At 50.5% G+C, this 25213-nt stretch carries 22 protein-coding genes and 1 pseudogene; 15 read left to right on the forward strand and 8 right to left on the reverse strand.

Annotated elements, in window-relative coordinates:
* Positions 1 to 2: 2 nt before the first annotated feature.
* Genes BLU97_RS16145 through BLU97_RS07260 form a run of 7 tightly spaced genes read left to right on the forward strand, consistent with a single transcriptional unit; the run spans position 3 to position 7127 of the window.
* Complete coding sequence (locus BLU97_RS16145) at positions 3 to 1109, forward strand: cyclophilin-like fold protein (protein ID WP_074760875.1); 1107 nt, start codon at positions 3 to 5, stop codon at positions 1107 to 1109.
* Positions 1106 to 2041, forward strand: a complete 936-nt coding sequence (locus BLU97_RS07235) for an EFR1 family ferrodoxin (RefSeq protein WP_081352903.1) — start codon at positions 1106 to 1108, stop codon at positions 2039 to 2041. Before BLU97_RS16145 ends, BLU97_RS07235 begins: the two co-directional genes overlap by 4 nt.
* Position 2042: 1 nt before the next feature.
* The gene (locus tag BLU97_RS07240) at positions 2043 to 3131 is read left to right on the forward strand and encodes an alpha/beta hydrolase (protein WP_410543905.1); all 1089 of its coding nucleotides are present in this window, start codon (positions 2043 to 2045) and stop codon (positions 3129 to 3131) included.
* Between the two features lies 1 nt (position 3132).
* Complete coding sequence (locus BLU97_RS07245; protein WP_074760876.1) at positions 3133 to 3705, forward strand: DapH/DapD/GlmU-related protein; 573 nt, start codon at positions 3133 to 3135, stop codon at positions 3703 to 3705.
* A 13-nt stretch (positions 3706 to 3718) separates the two neighbouring features.
* Complete coding sequence (locus BLU97_RS07250) at positions 3719 to 5062, forward strand: amidohydrolase family protein (RefSeq protein WP_217631760.1); 1344 nt, start codon at positions 3719 to 3721, stop codon at positions 5060 to 5062.
* A 13-nt stretch (positions 5063 to 5075) separates the two neighbouring features.
* On the forward strand, positions 5076 to 6110 hold the full coding sequence (locus tag BLU97_RS07255) for an aldo/keto reductase (protein WP_074760878.1): 1035 nt from the start codon (positions 5076 to 5078) through the stop codon (positions 6108 to 6110).
* Between the two features lie 9 nt (positions 6111 to 6119).
* Positions 6120 to 7127, forward strand: a complete 1008-nt coding sequence (locus tag BLU97_RS07260) for a carboxymuconolactone decarboxylase family protein (RefSeq protein ID WP_081352904.1) — start codon at positions 6120 to 6122, stop codon at positions 7125 to 7127.
* 184 nt (positions 7128 to 7311) lie between these two features.
* Here the strand turns inward: BLU97_RS07260 and BLU97_RS07265 are convergent, their stop codons facing one another.
* Both BLU97_RS07265 and ettA read right to left on the reverse strand, forming a co-directional pair.
* On the reverse strand, positions 7312 to 8640 hold the full coding sequence (locus tag BLU97_RS07265) for a uracil-xanthine permease family protein (protein ID WP_254771677.1): 1329 nt from the start codon (positions 8638 to 8640) through the stop codon (positions 7312 to 7314).
* Positions 8641 to 8652: 12 nt separating this feature from the next.
* Entirely contained in the window at positions 8653 to 10350 is a 1698-nt protein-coding gene (gene ettA, locus BLU97_RS07270; RefSeq protein ID WP_074760879.1) for an energy-dependent translational throttle protein EttA, read from the reverse strand.
* Positions 10351 to 10479: 129 nt separating this feature from the next.
* Between ettA and BLU97_RS07275 the strand changes: the two genes are divergently transcribed.
* Positions 10480 to 10785, forward strand: a complete 306-nt coding sequence (locus BLU97_RS07275; protein WP_013065314.1) for a Dabb family protein — start codon at positions 10480 to 10482, stop codon at positions 10783 to 10785.
* On the opposite strand, the gene BLU97_RS07280 is transcribed toward BLU97_RS07275, so the two are convergent.
* Entirely contained in the window at positions 10782 to 11726 is a 945-nt protein-coding gene (locus tag BLU97_RS07280) for a D-2-hydroxyacid dehydrogenase (RefSeq protein ID WP_074760880.1), read from the reverse strand. The genes BLU97_RS07275 and BLU97_RS07280 overlap by 4 nt on opposite strands.
* A gap of 76 nt (positions 11727 to 11802) precedes the next feature.
* On the opposite strand from BLU97_RS07280, the gene BLU97_RS07285 reads away from it, so the two are divergent.
* Positions 11803 to 12333 carry a hypothetical protein gene (locus tag BLU97_RS07285; RefSeq protein WP_074760881.1) on the forward strand — a complete coding sequence of 177 codons (531 nt, stop codon included), beginning with the start codon at positions 11803 to 11805 and terminating at the stop codon, positions 12331 to 12333.
* A gap of 82 nt (positions 12334 to 12415) precedes the next feature.
* Here BLU97_RS07285 and BLU97_RS07290 read toward each other — a convergent pair whose 3' ends face one another.
* From BLU97_RS07290 to pyk, 4 genes are all read right to left on the reverse strand, one after another.
* Positions 12416 to 13432, reverse strand: coding sequence for a GGGtGRT protein (locus BLU97_RS07290; protein WP_013063070.1), 1017 nt, complete (start codon positions 13430 to 13432; stop codon positions 12416 to 12418).
* A 15-nt stretch (positions 13433 to 13447) separates the two neighbouring features.
* Positions 13448 to 14149: an iron-sulfur cluster assembly scaffold protein gene (locus tag BLU97_RS07295; RefSeq protein WP_013065322.1), complete on the reverse strand. Its 702-nt coding sequence runs from the start codon at positions 14147 to 14149 to the stop codon at positions 13448 to 13450.
* Positions 14150 to 14278: 129 nt separating this feature from the next.
* Positions 14279 to 16369, reverse strand: a complete 2091-nt coding sequence (locus BLU97_RS07300; protein ID WP_074760882.1) for a M3 family metallopeptidase — start codon at positions 16367 to 16369, stop codon at positions 14279 to 14281.
* A 24-nt stretch (positions 16370 to 16393) separates the two neighbouring features.
* Positions 16394 to 17839, reverse strand: coding sequence for a pyruvate kinase (gene pyk, locus BLU97_RS07305; RefSeq protein WP_074760883.1), 1446 nt, complete (start codon positions 17837 to 17839; stop codon positions 16394 to 16396).
* 193 nt (positions 17840 to 18032) lie between these two features.
* Between pyk and BLU97_RS07310 the strand changes: the two genes are divergently transcribed.
* From BLU97_RS07310 to BLU97_RS07330, 5 genes are all read left to right on the forward strand, one after another.
* On the forward strand, positions 18033 to 18308 hold the full coding sequence (locus tag BLU97_RS07310; protein WP_028907795.1) for an HU family DNA-binding protein: 276 nt from the start codon (positions 18033 to 18035) through the stop codon (positions 18306 to 18308).
* A 256-nt stretch (positions 18309 to 18564) separates the two neighbouring features.
* Complete coding sequence (locus BLU97_RS07315) at positions 18565 to 20139, forward strand: ribonuclease E/G (protein ID WP_074760884.1); 1575 nt, start codon at positions 18565 to 18567, stop codon at positions 20137 to 20139.
* 24 nt (positions 20140 to 20163) lie between these two features.
* Entirely contained in the window at positions 20164 to 21348 is a 1185-nt protein-coding gene (locus BLU97_RS07320) for a glycosyltransferase family 2 protein (protein WP_074760885.1), read from the forward strand.
* An 86-nt stretch (positions 21349 to 21434) separates the two neighbouring features.
* Complete coding sequence (locus BLU97_RS07325) at positions 21435 to 22688, forward strand: hybrid sensor histidine kinase/response regulator (protein WP_074760886.1); 1254 nt, start codon at positions 21435 to 21437, stop codon at positions 22686 to 22688.
* Positions 22689 to 22723: 35 nt separating this feature from the next.
* Positions 22724 to 23800: an endonuclease/exonuclease/phosphatase family protein gene (locus BLU97_RS07330; protein ID WP_081352905.1), complete on the forward strand. Its 1077-nt coding sequence runs from the start codon at positions 22724 to 22726 to the stop codon at positions 23798 to 23800.
* Between the two features lie 37 nt (positions 23801 to 23837).
* On the opposite strand, the pseudogene BLU97_RS07335 reads toward BLU97_RS07330, so the two are convergent.
* Positions 23838 to 24299 (reverse strand): annotated as a pseudogene (locus BLU97_RS07335) (hypothetical protein); the annotation flags it as partial.
* 127 nt (positions 24300 to 24426) lie between these two features.
* Between BLU97_RS07335 and BLU97_RS07340 the strand changes: the two are divergent.
* Complete coding sequence (locus BLU97_RS07340; RefSeq protein WP_175456325.1) at positions 24427 to 25092, forward strand: GIN domain-containing protein; 666 nt, start codon at positions 24427 to 24429, stop codon at positions 25090 to 25092.
* Positions 25093 to 25213: the final 121 nt, after the last annotated feature.

Consider the following 25213-nt stretch of genomic DNA (forward strand, 5'->3'; position numbering starts at 1 on the left):
ATATGAAACAGATATTTTTGTTTTTAACAGCATTGCTGTTCACCTGCTGTTCTTCGGACATTGAGATGAAGGCTGAGACGACATCGGCCAATCATGGCAAGACACTTGTCGCATACTATAGTTATACTGACAACTGTCGCAGCATCGTGACTGAACTCACGAATCAGATAGAGGCCGATGTAGTTGAAATTACTCCCGTTGACAAAAGTCAGAAATACGAGGAAAATGGCTATGCAATCGGTACGGCTCTCTTGAATGCCATCAAAGCCAATCCCAACGATGCCAGCAGTTATCCGGCCATCGATCCTGTCACGGTATCGCTCAGCGACTATCAGAACATCATCGTTGTTACACCACTGTGGTGGAGCCAGATGGCAGCTATCATGCAGACCTACCTGTTTGGCGCTGGATCGCAGATGGCAGACAAGAGTTTCAGCATGATTGTGTCGAGCGCCAGCAGTGGTATCAGCGGCGTGGTCAGCGATGCCAAGCGACTTGTGCCAGAGGCTTCATGGATGGGCGATGCATTGTGGATCAACAACTCGAACCGTAGAAACACGGCCTCGCTTATCGAGGAATGGCTCAAGACATTGAATTTTACAGAAGGACAAACTACTACGAACAAAATGTATATCACCATCGATGGAAAAACGCAGAGCGTGACTCTCGTAGAAAATGCAGCCACGCATGCTTTGTTTGAAAAGTTGCAGCAGGCACCTGTCAGTATAACGCTCAACAGCAGCGGCGGCTTTGAGATTTGGGGCCCATTGGGCTTCTCTCTGCCTGAGAACGATCAGCAAACGACAGCCCAGCCGGGCGATGTCATCCTCTACAACGGCAGTAACCTCTGTCTCTTCTATGGCACCAACTCGTGGAGCTACACCCGCTTGGGCAAGATTGACGGCCTTTCGGAGAGCGAATTGCGCACTTTCCTGAAAGCAGGGGAAAGTAATATCGGCGTAGTTTTGTCGCTGGATAATTCCGCTGCCATCAAGGAGGTGAAGAGCAATGGGTCGGAAGATGGAACCTATTACTCGGTGAATGGTCAGCGGGTACAGAACCCTACACATGGCATCTATATCAAGAACCATAAAAAAGTTTTCCTATGAACGTCAACAAACCTATCAGTCGAAGAAAAGCACTCAAGGTAATGGGCCTTGGAATGCTTGCAGCCTGCGTTCCGACGCTTCCGTCGTTCGGAGAGTCCCCAAAGGAAAATGAGAAGATGACCAAACGTCTGATCTTCTATTTCTCTGCAACCGGCAATAGCCTTTATATAGCCAGGCAGTTGGGCGGAGATGAAGCGACCTTGCTGAGCATCTCACAGGAAATTCACAACGAGCATCCTGATTATGAGGCAGAAGAAATAGGATTCGTGTGTCCCGTCTACTGTTTCATTCCTCCTGCCATTGTCCAGGATTTCATTGCTCGTTCATCTTTCAAGGCCGATTATTTCTTTACAGTGGGCACTTATGGAGCCCATAGCACGATATTCCCAGAGTTCGTTGATGACCTTGCCAAGAAGCACGGTTTTCAGATGAATTATATCTCCACCATCCAGATGGTCGATACTTACCTGCCGTATTTCGACATGGAAAGGGAATTGGCCGACCCCAAGCTTCAGCGTATTCCCGAAAGAGTTGCCACAGTTCTTGCTTCTATCAACAATCGCGAAAACTATATTCAGGAGGTTACAGAGCAGGACAGGATGATATGTGACGGATATTACCGCATGTCGGGACGCGACCGCCAGCGCCCGACTGTGACAAGATCGGAGAAGATTGTCTTTGCCACGGATGACTGCATCGGATGTGGAGTTTGTACTTCGGTTTGTCCACATGGCTCCTGGAAAGTGATTGATGGTCATTCGGTTGCCAATGGGGAATGCGAAAATTGTCTGGCATGTGTTCACAACTGCCCGAAGAAAGCAATTTCAATCATTCCCACGCCTCCTGAACCCGAAGAGGCAAACAGGAATGCACGATATCGTAATCCGAATGTCAGCTTAGCTGATCTCATCAAGGCCAATAGTCAAAAATAATATGAAAGTAGTTTTAGCCGCAGTACTGATGGGCGGATTGCTCACAGCCTGCACAAACCAAGAACAAAATAAAAAAGAAGAGAATATGACAACATTGAATCTGACACAGGAGTGGGACAAGGTGTTCCCACAGAGTGACAAGGTAGAACACAAGAAGGTCACGTTCAAGAACCGCTACGGCATCGAATTGGCTGCCGACATGTACACACCGAAAGGCGCAATAGGCAAGTTGGCAGCGCTGGCTGTCACGGGGCCCTTCGGAGCCGTGAAAGAGCAAACAAGCGGCCTCTATGCCCAGCACATGGCCGAGTGTGGGTTCCTGACCATCGCCTTCGACCCCTCGTTTACTGGTGAGAGCGGTGGCGAGCCTCGCCGTATGGCCTCGCCCGACATCAACACCGAGGACTTCCTCGCTGCCGTCGATTTCCTGAGCAATCAGGAAAATGTAGATGCAGAAAGGATTGGCATCATCGGCATCTGCGGCTTTGGTGGAATGGCCGTGAACGCTGCCGCCATCGATCCAAGAATCAAGGCTACTGTTGCCTCGACGATGTACGATATGAGCAAGGTGAACGTGGAGGGCTACTTCAAGAGCGAGGACACCCAGGCACAGCGCATGGAGAAGCGCAAGGCCATCGCCCAGCAGCGCACCGAGGACTTCCGTACAGGTACTTACAAGCGTGCAGGCGGTGTCATCGACCCGCTGCCCGAGGATGCACCGCAGTTCGTGAAGGACTACTATAATTATTACAAGACCCCACGCGGCTACCACGAGCGCAGCGGCAACTCCACTGATGGCTGGAACGTCATCGGCTGTCAGTCGTTCCTCAACCAGCCCCTATTGGCTTGGGCACACGAGATTGAGTCGCCCGTCCTGCTCATTCACGGCGAGAAGGCCCACAGCCGCTACTTCTCTGAGTACGCCTTCGAAAAGATGACGGGCAAGAATCCAGACGGCAAAAGCATAACTATCGGCAACAAGGAGCTGATGATTATCCCCGATGCTGTCCACACCGACCTTTACGACGACAAGAACGGGAAGATTCCATACGACAAGATGGAGGAATTCTTCAAGACAAATCTGAAATAAAATGACGACACAAGAGTTCAGGGATTACATGGCCTCTGACAAGCCCGTTGAAGGCGGGTCTGAGGTTCACATGATGTTTCATAAACTTTCCCAAGAGGCTTTGCAGATTACGGCAGAGATTAACGGCAAGTATCACACGCCCGAAGAATTACATGACCTGTTGGAGCAACTTTGGGGACGTGAGGTGCCGAAGAGTGTTGGGATGTTTCCACCGTTCCACACCGACTGCGGAAAGAACACCGTGGTTGGCGAGCGCGTCTTTATCAACATGGGCTGCAAGTTCCAGGATCAAGGCGGCATCATCATCGATGAAGGCGCACTCATAGGCCATAATGTCGTGCTGGCCACGCTCAACCACATGCTTGAACCAAGCATGCGAGCGGGAATGACACATGCGCCCATCCACATCGGCAAGAACGTATGGATTGGCGCAAACGCTACTGTACTTGCAGGTGTTACCATCGGCGATGGTGCAGTGGTAGCAGCCGGTGCCGTCGTGACAAAGGATGTCGAGGCAAACACGATTGTCGGTGGTGTCCCTGCCAAAGTGATTAAGAAGATTGAAATCGAATAATAAACAAAAAGGTATGAGACTGAGGATAACGCTAATCTCGCTGCTGTTTGCGGCAATGGTACAGGCTCAGGGCATAATCGATGTACATTCACATCTGATTACCTCTGAGTTTGTGTCAGCTTTGGAGAGCGAGGGCAAACTGATGGACGAGGGATTCCCCTTGCCGAAGTATGACGTGACGGAGCATCTGCGGTGGATGGACGAAGCTGGCATTGAAACATCGGTGCTGACATTAGCGGCACCACAGCCGACATCAGCCGAAGTGGTTCGTAAGACCAACGAGACCGCTGCCCGCATAAAGCGCGAGCACCCTGGGCGATTTCTGTTCTGTGCCGCCCTTCCTTTACCTGATGTGAATGCTGCTATCGAAGAAGCGAAATACGCCCTCGACGTGCTGAAGGCCGATGGTATTAAGTTGGCAACAAACGTAAATGGGCAGTATCTTGGCGCACCAGAACTCGACACGCTGTTTGCTGTATTGAACGAGCGCAAGGCGGTGGTGATTCTGCATCCGCATCGCCCTGAACCAGTGAACAAGGAGGTAATGATACAGACGCCGCTGGCTATGCAGGAATACCTATCTGAGACCACTCGTGCCGTAACGAATATGATTAGTCGCAACGTGCTGGCCCGTTTTCCGAATGTAAAGGTGGTGGTGCCCCATTGTGGAGCCTATCTACCGCTTGCCGTGCCTCGCATGAAATCGCTGACACCCGTGATGCAGGCCAACAAGATGGTGGGTGAGATAGACTGGAAGGCCAACCTTCGCGCCCTGTACTACGACCTCGCAGGCGCACACAGTCCAGAGACCATCCGCATGATGCTCACCATCACCACGCCCGACCATCTGTTCTACGGTTCCGACTATCCTTACGTTGCTACACAGGTGCTCACCCAGAGCCTCGCCCGCATGAAGGACTATCTATCGAAAGAGCCCGACCTTGCGCCATTCCAAAAGATGATTCTTTCGGAGAATGCCCGTTGGCTTTTTGGTCAAACCACCAATAAGCCAACCGCTGACGTACCTCACACTGATACGATGTTGTATCGCCTGGCTGAAATCGAGATTTATCCGCAATACTTGAAGGAATACCTTGCTGCAGCCGCAGAAATTCAGAAAGCGAGCCTTGCCGAAGAACCAGGCGTAATCTGCCTGTTCCCAACACAAACAAAGGAAGATAGCTGCCAAATTCGTATCCTCGAAATCTACGCCTCGCAGCAGGCCTACCAGCACCACATCCAGACAGCCCATTTCCTGAAGTACAAGCAGGGCACCCTACACATGGTGAAGCACCTGAAGCTGCAAGACCTGCAGCCGCTGACACCAGAAACAATGAACAGTATATTCAAACGATAAACAAACTACGATTATGGAATACGTAAAACTTGGAAATTCTGACCTGCGGGTGTCGCGCATCTGTTTGGGCTGTATGGGATTCGGCGACCCGACTATCGGTCAGCATGCATGGACTATCGGTGAAGAACCCACACGAGAGATTATACGTCGCTCGCTCAATCTGGGTGTGAACTTCTTCGACACGGCGATTGCCTACCAGTTGGGTACGTCGGAGCAGTACGTGGGTCGTGCGCTGAGGGATATGGCTCGTCGTGAGGACGTGGTGGTAGCCACCAAATTCCTGCCTCGCAGGGATGAGGAGATTGCCGCAGGCATCGGTGGCCGTCAGCATGTGATGAACTCGATCAATTCCAGTCTGGAGCATCTGGGCATGGACTACGTGGACCTCTACATCTACCACATCTGGGATTACAAGACGCCCGCCGAGGAAATCCTTGAAGGCATGAACGATGTAGTGCGCGCTGGCAAGGCCCGCTACATCAGCATTGCCAACGTGTATGCCTACCAGTTGGCAAAGATGAATGCGCTGGCCGAACGGAACGGTTGGGCGAAGTTCATCAGCGTGCAGAATCACTACAACCTGATTATGCGTGAGGAAGAGCGAGAGATGCAGCTACTGTGTCGTGAGGACAACATCGCACAGACACCCTACAGCGCACTGGCCTCTGGTAAGTTGGCGAAGCGCCCCGGCGAGACATCACTGCGACAGGAGAAGGACGCATTCATGCACTTCAAGTACGATGCCACCGCCGAGCAGGACAACCGCATCGTAGAGCGCGTGGTGGAGTTGGCTGACCGCTACGGTGTGGAGATGACGCAGGTGTCGCTGGCCTGGCTGCTACAGAAGGTAGAATCGCCCATCGTTGGCGCCACGAAGCTGCATCACATCGAGGGTGCCGTGAAGTCGCTCGACCTGCACCTGACCGCTGAAGACATCGCTTATCTTGAAGAGCCCTACGTGCCACACAACCTCAGTGGCGTGATGGCAGTCAATAAGCCCATCATGAGCGAGGACCCCGTGTGGGTGACGGCAAGGAGGAATAAGTAAAAAACGACTATGAAGAAGATTGTAATATTTTTATTTGCAATACTGATGATGACAACAGTAAACAGTCAGACGCTGACAGAGCGTCAAAAGGGATTGGCAGCGTGTGCCTGTCTGATGGCACAGGGTGATATGAATCGTTTGGAGCCTACCGTGCGTATGGCTCTCAACAAGGGCGTAACCATCAACGAACTGAAGGAAGCATTCTCGCAGTTGTATGCATATACAGGGTTCCCACGAAGTCTGAATGCGCTGGGCATATTGAACAAAGTACTGGAGAATCGGAGTGCAAACTGGCAGGAAGGCAAGCCCTGGGTGCGACCTGCCAAGTGGGACGATGCCCGCAAGGCCTACGAACTGGGCGTGAAGAACCAGACGCAGCTATCGGGCCGTCCTTTCAACTACGACTTCTGTCCGCAGGATGATTACTATCTGAAGTCGCACCTTTTCGGCGACATCTTCGCTGGCGAACAACTCACAAATGCCGACCGCGAGATAGTGACCGTTGCAGCCCTAAGCGGTCTTGAGGGTGTGACACCTCAGTTGGCTGCCCACAAGAAAGGTGCTGTGAACATGGGTAATTCGCAGGAGCTTGTCGATGAACTCTGTGCGTGGCTCGATAGCGAGGGCTATACCCTGCGCAGTAAGTGGCCGAAGGGAGAACCGAATACTGGCTACGCGCAGTATTTCATCGGCAACAGCTATCTGGCCAACGTAGGCGGTGGTGTGATGAACGTGACCTTCGAGCCTCGCTGCCGCAACAACTGGCACATCCACCACAAGCAGGTACAAGTGCTCATCTGCGTTGCTGGTCGCGGCTGGTATCAGGAATGGGGCAAGGAGCCTGTGGAAATGACTCCCGGCACCGTCATTGCAATCCCTGCAGAAGTAAAACACTGGCACGGTGCCGCCAAGGACTCATGGTTCCAGCATCTGACGTATCATAAGGATGTGCAGGATGGAGCATCGAACGAGTGGTTAGAGCCTGTGACGGACGAGATTTACAACAAACTACAATAGATATTATATTCTCTTTGCCGTCCCAAAAAGAAAGAGGGGCGGCAAAGAGTTTGTCAAACCGCAGAACGGTTTAGTTTATTCCCATATAAAGCATCACTTAAAGACGCATCAGATGCATTCCTTGCTCGCTTCACAGCGATTGCAAGAATGTGCAAAAATCTGCGTGGGAAAGTGATTTTGGGTTTTATTTCTTTTCCTTACCGTGAACGCTCTTAATCTTCATGCCTAACTTACCAGGCAGGATGGCGTTAAGACCTACGCCTACGATAGCCGAGAGGGCTAAGCCTGAGAAGTGGATAGGACCGAAGCTTACGTTATCGTCGGCACCGTATTTCACGCCGATAGCGATAACCAGAATCAAAGCAGCCACAAACACATTTCGTGAAGAGTTGAAATCTACGCTATCCTCAACCAGGTTGCGAACACCCACAGCCGAGATCATACCGTAGAGAATCAAGCTAACACCTCCGATGGTAGCAGCAGGCATCAAGCCAATCAAGCAAGCGAACTTAGGACAGAACGACAGCAGGATGGCAAAGATAGCAGCCAGACGAATCACAGCAGGGTCGAACACCTTAGTAAGGTTCAGCACGCCGGTATTCTCGCCGTAAGTGGTGTTAGCAGGCGCACCAAACAGCGAAGCAAACGCAGTAGCCAGTCCGTCACCCATCAGCGTACGATGCAAGCCGGGCTCCTTCAGGAAGTCCTTACCTACGGTAGATGAGATAGCACACATATCACCGATGTGCTCCATGATGGTAGCGATGGCGATAGGCATGATGGCGATGATGGTAGAAATCAGGAACGTGGTATCCATATTATCCCATACAGCCAGCGCGGTCTGCTCCTTGCTGAAAGGCAAACCAATCCAGTCGGCCTCGCCCAGCGAAGTAAAATCAACCTCGCCCATCGCAACGGCAACGCTATAGCTCACCACAACACCCAGCAGGATAGGGATAATCTTGATGATACCCTTACCACACACGCTGGCAATAATTACTGTAGCCAAAGCCACGATAGCCAAAGTCCAGTTGGTGGTACAGTTCTGGATAGCGCTACCCGAGAGCACCAGACCGATGGCAATAATCATCGGGCCTGTTACCAAAGGCGGGAAGAAACGCAGGATTCGCTCGATACCGAACGACTTGATGAGTCCGGCCATCACGAAATAGCACAAACCGGCAAAGAACACGCCGATACAGGCATAATCCAAAGCCAGCGTCTCGCTCATTCCCTGCTCTACGCCCAGTGCCTTCACCGCCATGTAGCCGCCCAGGAAGGCGAACGACGAGCCAAGGAAAGCTGGCACCTTAAACTTGCTGATAGCATGGAACACCAATGTGCCGATACCCGCAAACAGCAAGGTCGACGACACTGAGAGACCGGTTAACACAGGTACCAACACAGTGGCACCAAACATCGCAAACAAATGTTGGACACCCAAAATAACATACTTTGGCATGCCCAGTTCTCTGGCATCAAAGATGCCTTCTTTTTCTTCTATCTGATTCATGTGATTAAAAAGTTATTCTTCCATCAATTTACGGTAACGGGCGCGTTTGGGCTCCTCTAAGCCTAAGCGCTGGGCCTTGTTGCTCTCGTACTCACTGTAGTTACCCTCGAAGTAGAACACATTTCCTTCGCCCTCGAAGGCGAGAATGTGTGTACAGATACGATCCAGGAACCAACGGTCGTGACTGATGATAACGGCACAACCGGCAAAAGCCTCCAGACCTTCCTCGAGTGCACGAAGGGTGTTTACGTCGATATCATTGGTAGGCTCATCGAGCAACAGCACATTACCTTCCTGTTTCAGGGCAATGGCCAAGTGCAGACGATTACGCTCACCACCTGAGAGCACGCCGCACTTCTTTTCCTGATCGGCACCGCTGAAGTTAAAGCGGCTCAGATAAGCACGCACGTTTACATCCTTACCGCCCATACGGATGGTCTCGTTACCCTGACTCACCACCTCGTAAACCGACTTGGTGGGGTCGATATCCTTGTGCTGCTGATCCACGTAGCTCAGCTTAACGGTCTCGCCCACGGCAAACGAACCGGCATCGGGCTTGTCCAAGCCCATAATCAGGCGGAACAACGTGGTTTTACCCGCACCGTTAGGACCAATCACACCTACGATACCGTTTGGTGGCAGGTTGAAATTCAGATCAGTAAACAGCGTTTTCTCGGGGAACGACTTAGCCACGTGCTCAGCCTCGATCACCTTATTACCCAAACGAGGTCCATTAGGAATAAAGATTTCCAGTTTCTCTTCCTTCTGCTTCTGCTCCTCGTTCAGCATCATCTCGTACGAGTTCAGACGGGCCTTACCCTTAGCGTGACGAGCCTTGGGCGCCATACGTACCCACTCCAACTCGCGCTCCAGAGTCTTGCGGCGCTTCGATGCCGATTTCTCTTCCTGTGCCAAACGCTGACTCTTCTGCTCCAGCCAGCTTGAGTAGTTACCCTTCCAGGGGATACCCTCGCCGCGATCCAGTTCCAGAATCCACTCAGCCACATCGTCCAGGAAGTAACGGTCGTGCGTTACGGCAATCACCGTACCCTCGTACTGCTGCAGGTGCTGCTCCAACCAGTCGATACTCTCAGCATCCAGATGGTTGGTAGGCTCATCGAGCAACAACACATCGGGCTTCTGCAGCAACAAGCGGCACAAAGCCACACGGCGGCGCTCACCACCTGAGAGGTTCTTCACGCTCCAGTCACCTGGAGGACAGTTCAGCGCAGCCATCGCGCGATCCAGCTTCGAGTCCATATTCCAGGCATCGGTGGCGTCGATGATATCCTGCAGTTCAGCCTGGCGCTGCATCAGCTTATCCATCTTATCGGCATCCTCGTAATATTCTGGTAATCCGAACTTTACGTTTATCTCATCGTACTCAGCCAGCGCGTCGTACACGTGCTGCACGCCTTCCATCACGTTCTCCTTCACCGTTTTCTCCTCGTTCAGCGGTGGTTCCTGTGGCAGATAGCCCACGCTGTAGCCTGGACTCCACACCACATTTCCCTGATACTGCTGATCCAGTCCGGCGATAATCTTCATCAACGTAGATTTACCAGCACCATTCAAACCGATGATACCGATCTTAGCGCCATAGAAAAAGCTCAGGTAGATGTTTTTGAGTACTTGTTTCTGATTTTGCTGGATAGTTTTGCTCACGCCTACCATCGAGAAAATCACTTTCTTATCGTCAACTGTTGCCATATTGATTTTTGTTATTTGGCGCAAATTTACTAAAAATCCTTGAATTGTGCTTTGTTTTCAGCAAATTTCTTTGCCAAACAGATTATTTTGCCTATTTTTGCACCTAACAAACATTAAATATTAAAGGTTATGGTAAAGCATATTATTCTTTGGACATTGAATCCAGAACTGAGTGAAGAGGAGAAGCAGACCGTTAAGGCAGGTATCAAAGCTGGCCTTGAGGGATTGGTAGGTAAGGTTCCCGGACTGCTCGATGTTAAGGTTCATATCGATGGCCGTCTGGCTTCATCAAATGCCGACGTGATGCTCGACAGCACGCTCGAAAGCGAAGAAGCGCTGAAGGGCTATGCCGTTCACCCCGAGCATGTAGCCGTAGCCAACGGTAAAGTTCGTCCTTACACCGTTCAGCGCTCCTGCCTCGATTTCGAGATTTAAATCACGTTCTGTGGTTTTCCGCTTATAAAGCAACGTACATTTTCGGTTGCTATCTGTATCAGTCGCACTCTTGCTTCGGTGCTTGCCCAAGCAATGTGCGGCGTGATATAAGCGTTGGGTTGCTTCTGCAGTTTATTATCGGCAGCAGGTGGTTCAACCGTCATCACATCGGCACAGAAGGCACCCAGTCGTCCTGAGGCCAGCGCCTCGGCCACAGCATCGTCATCAATCAGCGGTCCGCGACCGGTATTAATCAGGATGGCCGATGGCTTCATCTTCTTCAGGCTCTCTTTATTAATAAGGTGACGCGTGCTGTCGGTTAACGGACAGTGCAGCGACAGCACATCGACGGTAGCCAACAGCTCGTCCAAGCCCACTTTCTCGATACCGGCGGGCAGCACCTCTTTACTGCTGAAGGCCTTTACCTTCATGCCGAAGGCCAACGCAATCTGGGCCACGCGCATACCGATATTTCCCAAGCCCACAATACCGAATGTCTTACCGGCCAGCTCTGTAATCGGCGCATCCCAGTAGCAGAAGTCCTTACTCCTGCTCCACTTGCCCTCGCGGTTCTGCTGGGCATAATGCTCTGTGCGGTTAGTCACCGTGAGCAGATGCGAGAACACCATCTGTGCCACGCTCTCGGTGCTGTAAGCGGGCACATTGGTTACCACAATGCCGCGCTCGTGTGCCGCCTCGATATCCACCACGTTGTAGCCCGTTGCCAGCACGCCGATATACTTCAGCTGTGGCAACTGTGCGATCACTTCGCGTGTCATCAGCACCTTGTTGGTTAACACCACGTCGGCCTCAGCCGCACGCACTACCGTCTCTTGGGGCGCCGTACGCTCATACACCGTCACATCGCCCAACTTCTCCAGCTCGTTCCACGACAAATCGCCAGGATTAGCTGTGTACCCGTCAAGAATTACTATTTTCATTGTTGTGTTAGAATTTGGTGCAAAGATACAATTTTTTTTTGTAATTTGCCAGAAAAGAATTAATTTTGCACCCGAAATGGAAAAATTTGAAGAACAATTACGTAATGATCTGCACCAGTTTCTGCAGAGTTTGAACGAGGTAGATGAGCGCATGCCCGAGTGCCCCGATGTAGAAGACAAGTGGGAGGAGATAGCCAAGGCTTATCTCCCCGATGGCATTCGCGAGTTTCAGGCTTACCCTTCGGCCTCGTTGGGTTGGATGATGTATATCGGTCTGGCTGTAGCCAAGATGTGGGATACCGAATGGGAGATCTACTCGAAAGTAGAAGACCTGTATGCTTACATGCGCGACAAGCGCGGCTACGATGCGATGGACGAATACATCCGTGAGGAAGTGCTCCTGCTGCAGGGCGACGATTACACCGCTTTGGAAAAGCTCACCGGCGAGTGCGCCCAGCGTGTTTACAACGCACTAATGCACCAGCACCTGGAGCCCGGCACTAAAGAGGCCTTTAACGGTTATGTGAGTTGCTTGCACCAGCTATACCTGATGGGTGCCGCCGTGCAGCTTAAGCGTATGGGCTATCACATGACCAAGGTGCAGTAAGTCCCCCGCTCTCTTGCTGATAACAAAAAAAATAAGCCCCGCCAATTGGCGAGGCTTAAATTTTAATATCTCAAGAAATGATTTATTTCTTATTCAGGGCGAGGTCGATAGCAACTGCTACAGAAACAGTAGCACCTACCATTGGGTTATTACCCATACCCAGGAATCCCATCATCTCAACGTGAGCAGGAACAGAAGAAGAACCTGCGAACTGAGCGTCAGAGTGCATACGACCCATGGTGTCGGTCATACCGTAAGAAGCAGGACCAGCAGCCATGTTATCTGGGTGCAGAGTACGACCAGTACCACCACCAGAAGCTACTGAGAAGTAAGGCTTACCAGCGAGTACGCGCTCCTTCTTGTAAGTACCAGCTACTGGGTGCTGGAAACGTGTTGGGTTTGTAGAGTTACCAGTGATAGAAACGTCAACGTTCTCCTTCCACAGGATAGCTACACCCTCACGTACGTCGTCAGCGCCATAGCACTTAACCTTCAGACGGCTAGGATTGTTACCGTAAGGAACCTCCTTAACCACGTTCAGATCACCAGTGAAGTAATCGAACTTAGTCTGTACGTATGTGAAACCGTTGATACGGCTGATGATCTGAGCAGCGTCCTTACCAAGACCGTTCAGGATAACGCGCAGAGGATTCTTACGAACCTTGTTAGCCATCTCAGCAATCTTGATAGCACCCTCAGCAGCAGCGAAGCTCTCGTGACCAGCGAGGAAAGCGAAGCACTCAGTCTCCTCACGGAGCAGACGAGCGGCGAGGTTACCGTGACCGATACCTACCTTACGATCGTCGGCTACTGATCCGGGGATACAGAAGCTCTGCAGACCGATACCGATAGCCTCAGCAGCCTCGGCAGCTGTCTTAACACCCTTCTTGATGGCGATAGCAGCACCACAAACATATGCCCATTTAGCGTTCTCGAAGCAGATCAGCTGTGTGTCCTCACACATCTGATATGGATCGATACCAGCCTTTTCACAAATCTCATTGGCCTCCTCGATAGAGTTGATGCCATTCTCCTTCAGAGCAGCAAGAACCTGGTTGATACGGCGCTCCTGACTCTCAAACTGTACTTTTCTAATCATTGTCGTATCCTCCTATTATTCTTTACGTGGATCAATAGCCTTAACTGCACCCTGCTCCTCGGTTGTACGACCGTAAGAACCAGTGAACTTCTTCATAGCCTCGTTGGCGTCCATACCGTTCTTGATGGCCTCCATCATCTTGCCGAGGTGTACATACTCGTAACCGCAAACCTCGTTGTTAGCATCGAGGTACTGCTTTGTGATGTAACCCTCAGTGAGCTCGAGGTAACGTGTACCCTTAGCAACGGTGCCATAAAGTGTACCAGTCTGTGAACGAAGACCCTTACCGAGGTCCTCAAGACCAGCGCCGATAGCCAGACCGCCCTCAGAGAAAGCACTCTGTGTACGTCCGTAAACAATCTGCAGGAAAAGCTCGCGCATAGCGGTGTTGATAGCATCGCAAACGAGGTCGGTGTTCAGAGCCTCGAGGATGGTCTTACCAGGCAGAATCTCAGAAGCCATAGCAGCTGAGTGAGTCATACCAGTACATCCGATGGTCTCAACAAGAGCCTCCTGGATCACACCGTCCTTAACGTTCAGGCTCAGCTTGCAGGCACCCTGCTGAGGTGCGCACCAGCCAATACCGTGGGTGTAACCAGAAATTTCCTTGATTTCCTTTACTGCTACCCATTTGCCCTCCTCGGGGATAGGTGCAGGTCCATGGTAAGCGCCCTTACAAACGCTACACATGTTCTCCACTTCTTTTGAATAAATCATTGATAATAAAACATTTAAATGTTAAACAACTTAATATATCCTTCTTTTTGACCTACAAAATTACGCCAATTATTTGATATTACCCCTTTTATGGTATATCATTTAGGAATTATTAACCAACTTGTGGTATTATAGACCTCTATACTTCAGGAAACCTGAAGCGTCGGGGTTCTTCATGCCTGTAAAGTCGGTAAACATCTCCATCTGGTCCTTGGTGTTACCGCGACTCAGCACCTTCTGACGGAAGGCCTCACCGGTCTCGGGTTTCAAGGCGCCCAGCTTCTCAAAGGTATCGGCCACGTTGCAGGCCAGCACCTCGGTCCACAGATAGCTGTAGTAGCCGGCAGCATAGCCCCCACCCCAAACATGGTTGAAGTAAGATGTGCTGTAGCGTGGTGGAATCTGGGTATCGTAAAGACCGATCTTCTTCAGCGCGTCGATTTCGAACTGCGCAGCGTCGTCGGCTGTAGGTATCTCGTTTACAGAAAGATGGTGCCAAGCCAGATCCAGACAGGTAGCAGCCAGGTTCTCGCCCAGGGCGTAGGCTGTCTGGAAGTTAATGCTCTTCAGCATCTTCTCCTTCAGGTCGGCAGGCATAGGCTCACCGGTAACAGCGTGCTTGGCGTAGTGGTCGAAGATCTCGGGAATCGAGGCGAAACTCTCGTTGAACTGCGATGGCATCTCCACAAAGTCGCGAGCCACAGCGGTACCGCTCAGGGTGTTGTAGTAACAGTTAGAGAGCATACCGTGCAGGGCGTGACCGAACTCATGGAACAGCGTGGTTACCTCGTCCCAGGTAATCAATGTGGGCTGACCCTCGGGTGCCTTGGCATAGTTGGTTACATTATATATAATAGGCAACTGCTGGCGCAATCCGCTCTGCTTGGCAAAAGCGCTCATCCAGGCACCACCGCGCTTGGTTGGGCGGCGATAAGGATCGCTGTAGAACAAAGCCAGCATCTTACCGTTCTTATCGCGAACCTCAAACACCTTCATATCGGGATGATAAGTAGGCACATCCTTGCGCTGAATGAAATTCAATCCGTAAACACGATGAGCAGCGTAGAACACACCATTCACAATCACGCTGTCGATATTAAAATAAGGCTTAACTTCGTCGTCGCTCAGGTTCAGCATCTCCTTCTTCATCTTAGCCGAATAGTAGAAACGGTCGTAAGGCTGCAGTTTGAAGTTGGGTCCCATCTCCTTGCGGGCAAACTCCTCGATGGCCTTGGTCTCGGCCTGGGCCTTTGGTGTGTACTCAGCAATCAGCTGCTTCAGGAAGTTGTACACATTGTCAGAGTTTTTAGCCATCGTGCGCTCCAGCGAGTACGAGGCATAGTTCTTATAGCCCATCAGCTCGGCCTTCTCAGCGCGCAGCTTGGCAATCTCCACTACCAGGGGGAAGGTGTTGTACTGATCAGAGCCGTCGGCACGATGACGTGAAGCCTCGAACACACGGCGACGCAGATCGCGGTTTTCCAAGCTACTCAGGATAGCCTGCTGGGTGGTGTTTACAATCACGATAGCGTAAGGAGCCTTACCTCCACGAGTCTCGGCATCCTTCTTGCACTGGGCAATATCAGCATCGCTCAAACCCTTCAGCTCGTCCTTGCTGTACACCCAAACCACAGCGTTGTTGGTAGCAGCGGGTAGCATGTCGCCCCACTGCTGCTGCAGCTCAGATATACGCATATTAATCTGCATCATACGGTCCATCTTGGCATCATCCAGCAGCGCACCCGAACGTACAAAATCCTTATATACCACCTCGGTCAGGCGTTTGTCCTCGCCCTTCAGGTTCTTGTACTCGTTGTCGTAAACATATTTCACACGCTTAAACAGCGCCTTGTTGAACGAGATCTCGTTCTCCAGCTCAGTCAGCAGCGGTGTCGACTTCTTCTCAGCCTCGGCAATGGCGGGCGTCTTATGTGCGCTGGCCAGGCCCTCGGCTACGTTCAGCCATTTGTCAAGCTCCAGTCCGCTCTTCTCCAACGCCAGGATGGTGTTCTTGAAGGTGGGCTTCTGCTTGTTGCTTACAATCTTGTTAATCTCCTGTCGCTTCAGCTTGATAGCCTTCTCGATGGCAGGCAGGTAATCGGTTTCCTTAATCTTGCTGAAATCGGGTGCGCCCTTAGGCAGACCGTCAGCGGCAAAAGTGGGCAGCATCACAGCTGCAATACTCATCGTCATGAGCGTTTTCTTAAAATCCATATCCATTAATGTTAGTTTATAAAGTAAAGTCTACTTATTTGAGTGTGGCAGGTGGAACTTATACTGGTTGGTCATCACCTCCTTCACGGTGTTAATCTCCAGGAACTTGGTACCGCCACCTTCGCCAACATTTCCGCTCAGGTAGGCAATCTTATCAGCATCCTGTACGTAACCCTTCTGGCGCAGCATGCGTACAGCCGCATGGAACAGCACCTCGTTGTCGATATGTTCCTTCTGATATACAGGGATTACACCGTATGAAAGATTCAGCAGACGCTGCAGTTTATCGTTGTAGCAGATAGCCAGCACAGGGTTAGGACCACGGAAGGCAGCCAGGTTACGGGCAGTGTCGCCCGAGCTGGCGTCGGTGATAATACCCTTCACACCCAGCTTTTCTGTAGCCTCGATAGCAGAGTGCGCCATAAACTCGCGGATGTCGCAAGTTGGCGACAGGGGCACCTCGATGTCGTTCTCGCGCATCTTGTCCTTCTCGGCCTGTTCGGCGATAGCGGCCATGGTGCGAACGGCCTCTACAGGATATTTTCCGCTGGCAGTCTCGCCCGAGAGCATCAGTGCGTCGGTGCGATAGTAGATAGCATTAGCAATATCAGTAACCTCGGCGCGTGTGGGGCGTGGGTTATTAATCATGGTGTGCAGCATCTGTGTAGCAACAATTACAGGCTTCTTAGCGCGTACGCACTTGCGGATAATCTGTCGCTGGATACCAGGAATACGCTCGATGGGCACCTCGATACCCAGGTCGCCACGGGCAATCATGATACCGTACGAAGCCTCGATAATCTCGTCGATATTGTCCACACCCTCCTGGTTCTCGATCTTCGAGATAATCTTGATGTCGCTGTTGTAGGCATCCAGGATAGCCTGCACGGCACGCACGTCGGCAGCCGAGCGCACAAAGCTGTGAGCAATAAAGTCGATGTCCTGGTCGATAGCCAGTTTAATGTTCTTGCGGTCCTTCTCGGTCAGCGTAGGCAGTGCGATGTGAACACCGGGCACATTCACACTCTTATGCGAACCCAGCACACCGTCGTTCTGCACCTGAGCGATCACAGCGGGACCGTTGATACCGATCACCTTCATGTCGAGTGCACCGTCGTCGAACAGGATATGACAACCCTCGTGTACGTCGGCAGCAAAGTCGGCATACGACAGGTTAATGATATCGTGCGTGGTATCCATTTCGGGTCGACCGAAAATCTTCACCACATCACCTGTCTTATAGGCGATGGGTTCGGGGCATCCGGTGGTACGCACCTCCGGACCCTTGGTATCGATAAGGATACCAATGTGGTGGCTCACGCTACGCACATTATTAATAATGTTTTTAATACCCTGCTCATCGGCATGTGCCGTGTTCATTCTCACTACATTCATGCCTGCCTCGAAGAGACTGCGGATGAAATCCTGATCACATCTTCTGTCACTAATGCTAGCTACAATTTTTGTCTGCTTCATGTTATTTTTCCTTCATTTTGTGGTGCAAAGATACAAAAAAACGGCCAAAAAGCGGTGATTTTTGTGATTTTTTGAAAAAAAAACGAGAAATATTTTCGTAATCGGCTGAAAATTAGTAACTTTGCAGTCCGAAATCGAAGCATTTCGAGTTTACACATTATTAATATATAAAGAGAAAAGAAACAGATAAGAAATGACAAAGGCAGAAATCATCAACAGAATTGCTGAAGAGACCGGCCTGGCTAAGAAAGATGTAGCCATCTCAGTAGAGGCATTCATGGAGTGCATCCGCGAGAGTCTCGCTGACGAGAAGGAGAATGTATACCTGCGTGGCTTCGGTACTTTCGTAGTAAAGCGCCGTGCTCAGAAGACCGCCCGCAACATCTCTAAGAATACCACCTTGGTAATCGAGGCTCACGACTATCCAGCCTTCAAGCCTTCGAAGAGCTTTATTGAAAAAATGAAGTAATTAACATTATAAATTATTTAGTATTATGCCAAACGGAAAGAAAAAGAAGGGCCACAAGATGGCTACTCACAAGCGTAAGAAGCGCCTGCGCAAGAATCGTCATAAGAGCAAGTAAATCTTGATCCTCTGTGACCAATAGTAAAGAAATGAAAGGAGTGTGTCTTGCTAATCTATAATGGATAGCGGCACACCCTTTTTAGTGCTAACGAGACATTCCCTCAAGAAAAAAAACAGAAAACATTTAAGGAGAAAGACAATGACAAGTGAAGTTATCATTGATGTGCAGCCAAAGGACATAAGCATTGCCCTGCTCGAGGATAAGCAGCTGGTAGAGTACCAGCAGGAGCAGCGCACAGCCTCGTTCTCGGTGGGCAACATTTATGTGGCAAAGGTAAAGAAGCTGATGCCAGGACTTAACGCTTGTTTCGTTGATGTCGGAGCCGAACGTGTTGCATTCCTGCATTATCTTGATCTGGGAACTCAATTTAACTCTTACGAGAAATATCTGAAACAGGTAGTGAGCGACCGCAAGAAGCTCTACCCTATCCAGAAAGCCCACATCCAGCCAGAACTCAAAAAGGATGGCAGCATTGCCAACACCTTGAAAGTTGGTCAGGAAATACTGGTACAAATTGTAAAGGAACCTATAAATACCAAGGGTCCACGACTCACCTGCGAGTTGAGTTTTGCTGGCCGTTATCTGGTACTGATTCCTTTCGAGGAAGGTGTTTCTGTTTCGACCAAAATCAAGAAGGGCGAAGAACGTAGCCGACTGAAACAGCTTATTCAGAGCATCAAGCCAAAGAATTTCGGTGTTATTGTACGTACAGTAGCCGAGGGAAAGCGCGCAGCTGAACTTGATGCCGAGCTGAAGATACTGTTGAAGCGTTGGGAAGACGTGATTAGCAAAGTACAGAAGACCACAGAGCGACCACAACTCTGCTTCGAGGAGGAAAGCAGGGCCGTAGCACTGTTGCGCGATCTCTTCAATCCCACTTACGACGGCATCCATGTAAACGACAGCGGCATCTACGACGAAATCAAGAACTATCTGGGACTCATCGCACCCGAAAAGAAGGATATCGTGAAGCTCTATAACGGCACGGTACCCATTTTCGACAATTTCGATGTAACCAAGCAACTCAAGTCGGGCTTTGGAAAAACGGTAAACTACAAACATGGTGCTTATCTGATTATCGAACACACAGAGGCCATGCATGTAGTGGATGTTAACAGCGGTACGCGAATCAAGAAAGAGAACAACCAGGAGGCCAACGCCCTCGAGACCAACCTTGGAGCAGCCGACGAGCTGGCCCGCCAGCTCAGACTCCGTGATATGGGCGGTATCATCATCGTCGACTTTATCGACATGAAGTTACCCGAGGACCGCCAGCTGCTCTACGAGCGCATGTGTAAGAACATGCAGAAGGACAGAGCCAAGCACAATATCCTGCCACTTTCTAAGTTCGGACTGATGCAGATTACCCGTCAACGCGTTCGCCCAGCTATGAATGTGAACGTTGAGGAAACCTGCCCCACTTGTTTCGGTAAAGGCACTATCAAGTCGAGCATCCTGTTCACTGATACCCTCGAGAGTAAGATTGACACCCTAGTAAATAAGATAGGTATGCGCAAGTTCTATCTGCACGTTCATCCCTACGTTGCCGCCTACATTAACCAAGGCCTGTTCAGCCTCAAGATGAAGTGGCAAATGAAGTACGGACTGGGCGTACGGGTCATCCCCTCGCAGAAGCTGGCGTTCCTTCAGTACGAGTTCTATGATGCCGACAAGCAATTCATAGACATGAAGGAAGAAATCGAAACAAAGTAATGAAACTCTTATATCGAAAAATCTATGCTCACACTAAAAATCCTATTCTGGGCCATGTTGCTCATAGTATTCTACACCTATTTAGGTTATGGAATTCTACTATACATCATCCTCAGGCTAAAACGGCTTTTTGCGGGCGCTCCCCGCAAGGCCGTTGTGCCTGCCGATGAACAGCTGCCCACCATCACCCTGCTTATTTGTGCTTATAACGAAGAAGACGTGGTGGCCGAGAAGATGGCCAACACGCTGGCTATCGATTACCCCCGCGAAAAATTCCACATCATGTGGGTAACCGATGGTAGCACCGACCGCACCAACGAGTTGCTCAAGGCCTACCCCGAGGTTGATATCGTGTTCAGTCCCGAGCGCCGCGGTAAGTCGGCAGCCCTTAAGCACGGCTTACAGGAACTCAAGACCCGCTATGTGGCCTTTACCGATGCCAACACCATGATCAACCCAGGCGCCATGAAGGAGATTGCCCGCCTGTTTACCGACCCCACCGTGGGCTGCGTATCGGGCGAGAAACGCGTGGCCGCCCGCAAGGAGGATCAGATGGCTGCCGAGGGCGAAGGACTCTACTGGCGTTACGAGAGCACTTTGAAACGCTGGGACAGCGAGCTCTTCTCGGCCATGGGTGCCGCCGGCGAGCTTTACGCCATGGATCCCACACTCATCCGCGAGGTTCCCGACAATGCACTGTTAGACGATTTCATGATGTCGATGTACGTGGTACGCGACGGCAAGCGCATCGCCTACACTGCCGACGCCTACGCTCAGGAGTACGGCTCTGCCAACATTTTTGAAGAGAGCAAGCGCAAGCGCCGCATCGCTGCCGGCGGACTTCAAAGCATCTGGTGGTTGCGCAGTCTGCTCAACCCCATCAAGTACCCGCTGGTAAGCTTCCAGTACATCAGTCATCGCGTGCTGCGTTGGAGCGTTACTCCAATCGCCATGGTTATTTTACTGGGTATCAGCGTATTACTTTCAGTAATGCGCGCAGGTTTATTCTACGATTTGATGTTAGCAGCGCAGATTCTGTTCTATCTGGGCGCCTTTGCAGGCTGGCTTTTGGCCCGCCACGGCGTTAAGAACAAGCTGCTTTACACCGCCTACTATTTTGTGTTTATGAACCTCAATGTTTTTCGCGGAATGGCCTATCTGCGCAGCCATAATCACAGTGGCGCATGGGAAAAAGCTAAGAGAAGTTGAAAATTTTGCTAATTTTCTTTCATTTTTCTTTTGTGTTTACAAAAAAAGCATTACCTTTGTAGCCAAATAGTGATTTTTGACGACAAATGGAATATAGCGAGAAGGAAGTAATGCTTCAGAAATACGCGGAGGCTAACCGCAAATTATCCCTTGCGCAAGAACAGTTGGCCATCGCAACGCAGAAACTGAAGGAATATGAGGAGAAGGCCCAAAAAGCAGAAAAAGCGAGCAAGATGAAGTCGCTTTTCTTGGCTAATATGAGCCACGAAATCCGCACCCCCTTGAATGCCATCGAGGGTTTCTCTCGCGTATTGGTCGAGACTGATTCTCAGGAAGACCGCATGAAGTTCTTCGAAATCATTGAAAGCAACAACAACCGTTTGATGAGTCTGGTAAACGAGATCCTCGACCTCTCGCGTGTAGAGTCGGGCGAAATCGTGATGAAGAAGTCGAGCACCGACCTCAACCAGCTCTGCGACAGCATCAAGAATCTGTTTAAGTTCCGTTGCCCCGAGACGGTAAAGCTCAGTTGGAAGAAGCCCAATATGGCCGTTACCTTCAATACCGACGCTAACCGTATCACACAGGTATTCTCAAACCTCATCAGCAACGCCTTGAAACATACTTCGGCTGGCAGCATCACCTATGGTTACCGCATGCTCGACGAAGGCTCAAACATCGAATTCTTTGTCCAGGATACCGGTACAGGTATTGCCCCCGAAGACCTTCAGCACATCTTTACTACTTACGTTTCTCGCGATGCCGAGACTAGCAACAACGGCTACGGCCTTGGTTTGGCGCTCTGCAAGATTATCGTAGAGAAGCTGGGCGGTAAGATCTATGTAGAATCAAAGCTTGGCGAGGGTTCGCTGTTCCATTTTGTGCTGCCCTTCGAGGGTACCATTGGCGGCGTAGCACCAGCCCGCAACACCACCACCTCGAACGTCCGTACCATCCGTGTAAGCGGCCGCCCCGACGATAAGAACAAGAAGACCATCCTAGTAGCCGAGGACGAGGATAGCAACTACGAACTGGTAAAAATTGTGCTCCACAAGCGTTACCGCCTTATTCGCGCCCATAACGGTATCGAGGCTGTAACCATGAACGAGGAAGAGCACCCCGATCTGATACTGATGGACATTCGTATGCCCGAGATGAACGGTCTTGATGCCACCCGCATCATTAAGGAGATAGATACCGACACTCCCGTTATCGCCCTGAGCGCCTATGCCTTCGAGGAGAATATCCGCGATGCAAAGGATGCTGGCTGCGACGAGTTCATGGCCAAGCCATTCAAGGTTGAGAACCTGATCGAGATGGTTGGCAAATACCTCGACTAAGCATAACTACACATATTTTTTTATACTCACACATTATGGGAAAACTTGCTGTACAGAAGTACTTTTCATTCTCCATTCTTATTCTCACCGTACTTGTCATGATATTCACCCTTGTAGGTCTCTACGGTGGTGATGTTCAGCCTGCAGGTAATACAGCCCGCGCCATGCTGGTTTATGCCCTGCCCTTGCTGATAGCAGCCAATGTGGTACTGTTTCTTTACTGGGTTATTATGCGCCGTTTCCACTGGGCTTTCATTCCGCTCATTGCCATCATGTGCTGCATCCCCTACTCAGGCACCATCTATCAGTTTGGTTCGCTCGATGAGCATGCCGACATCAAGCCCGGCATCAAGATTGCAACCTACAACGTGGCCATGTTCGGTCGCGAAACCTCAGGCTTTATTGCCCAGGATATTCTGAGCGAGATGAAGAAGCAGAAGGTTGATGTGGCCTGTTTCCAGGAGTATAACGACCAGAGCGGCGACAAGAAGAACAGCGACTCGTACAAGGAGTACTTCCCCTATATGGCCCAGGGCGAGAGCGATATGATGATCTATAGCCGCTACCCCATCGTCAAGTCGAAGAACATGAACTTCGAGATGACCAACAACAGCGCCATGTGGGCCGAGATCAACTACAAGGGCACCATTATCCGCGTGTATAACGCCCACTTGGAAACCACCGGTATCAACAGCACCCTGCACAAGGCTGGCAAGCTGATGAATCAGGGTATGGATATCGAGGGTAACGCCCTGATGCGTGCCTTCTATGGCAACTACACCTTAGGTATGATAGCCCGCTCGGGCCAGGCCAACGTGCTGGCGATGGACATGCGCGATTGCGAGCGCCCCATCATTGTATGCGGCGACTTCAACGATGTGCCCTACTCTTACGTCTACAACACCATGCTGGGCGATAAGGTCGATGGCTTCAAGGAGTGCGGCAGCGGCTTTATGTACACCTTCCGTGGTGGAAACAAGAAAGTGCGCATCGACTATATTTTCCACGATAAAACCTTCTTAGGCTTGTCGTATTACAAGCGCGAGTTGAGTTATTCCGACCACAACCCCGTGTTCTCAAAAATTCAGATTCCTCAGGATCAACAGAAGTAACAACATAAAGAATCCCGCCTGTTTGAGCGGGATTTTTTTATTGCACGATTTTAAACCTTACACGGAACGATCGTTCCTGTTCGTCCCAGTTGGTGCCCAGCAGCTCAAAGCGCCCTATCTGACTGGTGCTTCTTACGTGCTTACCAATGCAGGGGCACACGTCGTAATCGCCAATGCGCACCAGGCGGATGGTCTCCGATGCGTCGTCGGGCAACCGGTCAAGCGTCACATCATCAGGTATCGTGTCGCGGGTCACAAACTCAAACGTCACAGGCAGGTCCTGCGCTATCAGGTCGTTCATGCGCTCCTCAATCTCACGCTCCTCGGCGCGCGACGGTTTCTGGGCCAGGTGGAAACTCATCTTACTCTTCTTGCGCTCCACATGGGCATTATACGATCGTCCGCAGTCAAACATCCTGATCATCGTCTGGTTCAGCAGATGCTCGGCTGTATGCGCAGGTGGAAACTCCTCTTTGTTGTGCTCGTTCAATACAAAATCGGCCATATCTTTAAAATTTTGGCGCAAAAATACGAATTTTAACTAAAAAAAACAAGTTTCTTGCAACTTTTTCCTACCTTTGTGCGTCAAACCAATAAAAATAAACCAATTAAAATAATAAATGTATATGAAAAAGGTATTGTTTTTGATGGTCAGCGTTTTGGCGCTCACATCGTGTAAGTTAGATTTGGGTATCAACAAGGTAACTCCCAGCGACAACATCGTAACCAAGACCTATAAGGTTGATACTTTCGAGGAAGTAAACATGAGTTGCGTGGGCCACGTAGAGATCGTGCAGAACGTGAAAAAGAGCGGCACCATCGAGCTCACTGCTCCCGACAATTATATTGAATACTACAAGTTCGAAAGTGCCAACGACGCACTGAACATTAAGTTCACACAGAAAAATCTCAATCTGAATACACAAGAGGTAAGAATCAAGGTTTATACTGCCGACCTTACCAAGGTAACCAATAGTGGTGCCTCTAACATTAAGATGGACAGTCTGGATACCGATAAATTAGAGATTACCAATAGTGGTGTTGGTGAGATTGCAGTCAGCGGTATTGCCGATGATGTTGAGTTGCGCAATAGCGGTGTTGGCAGTATCGAGGCTGGCAACCTAAAGGCACTGAACGTAACAGCCAGCGTATCAGGTGTGGGCAGCATCAAGTGTTATGCTTCCGAAAGCATCGAAGGCCGCGTGTCGGGTGTAGGATCGTTAGAGTACGGCGGTCATCCCAAGAAGAAGGATACCCACCGCTCCGGTGTCGGCAGCATCAGTGAAATCTAATTTTTAGGCACAGATTTTTTAGGCACGGATTACACGGCTTTTTTTATAAAAAAGACACGGATTTATAATAAAAAGAACACGGCTAAAGTTGAAATAACCAAAGCCGTGTTTTTAATTTATT

Source organism: Xylanibacter ruminicola (genome assembly GCF_900107775.1).
In the GTDB taxonomy this organism is placed as follows: domain Bacteria; phylum Bacteroidota; class Bacteroidia; order Bacteroidales; family Bacteroidaceae; genus Prevotella; species Prevotella ruminicola_C.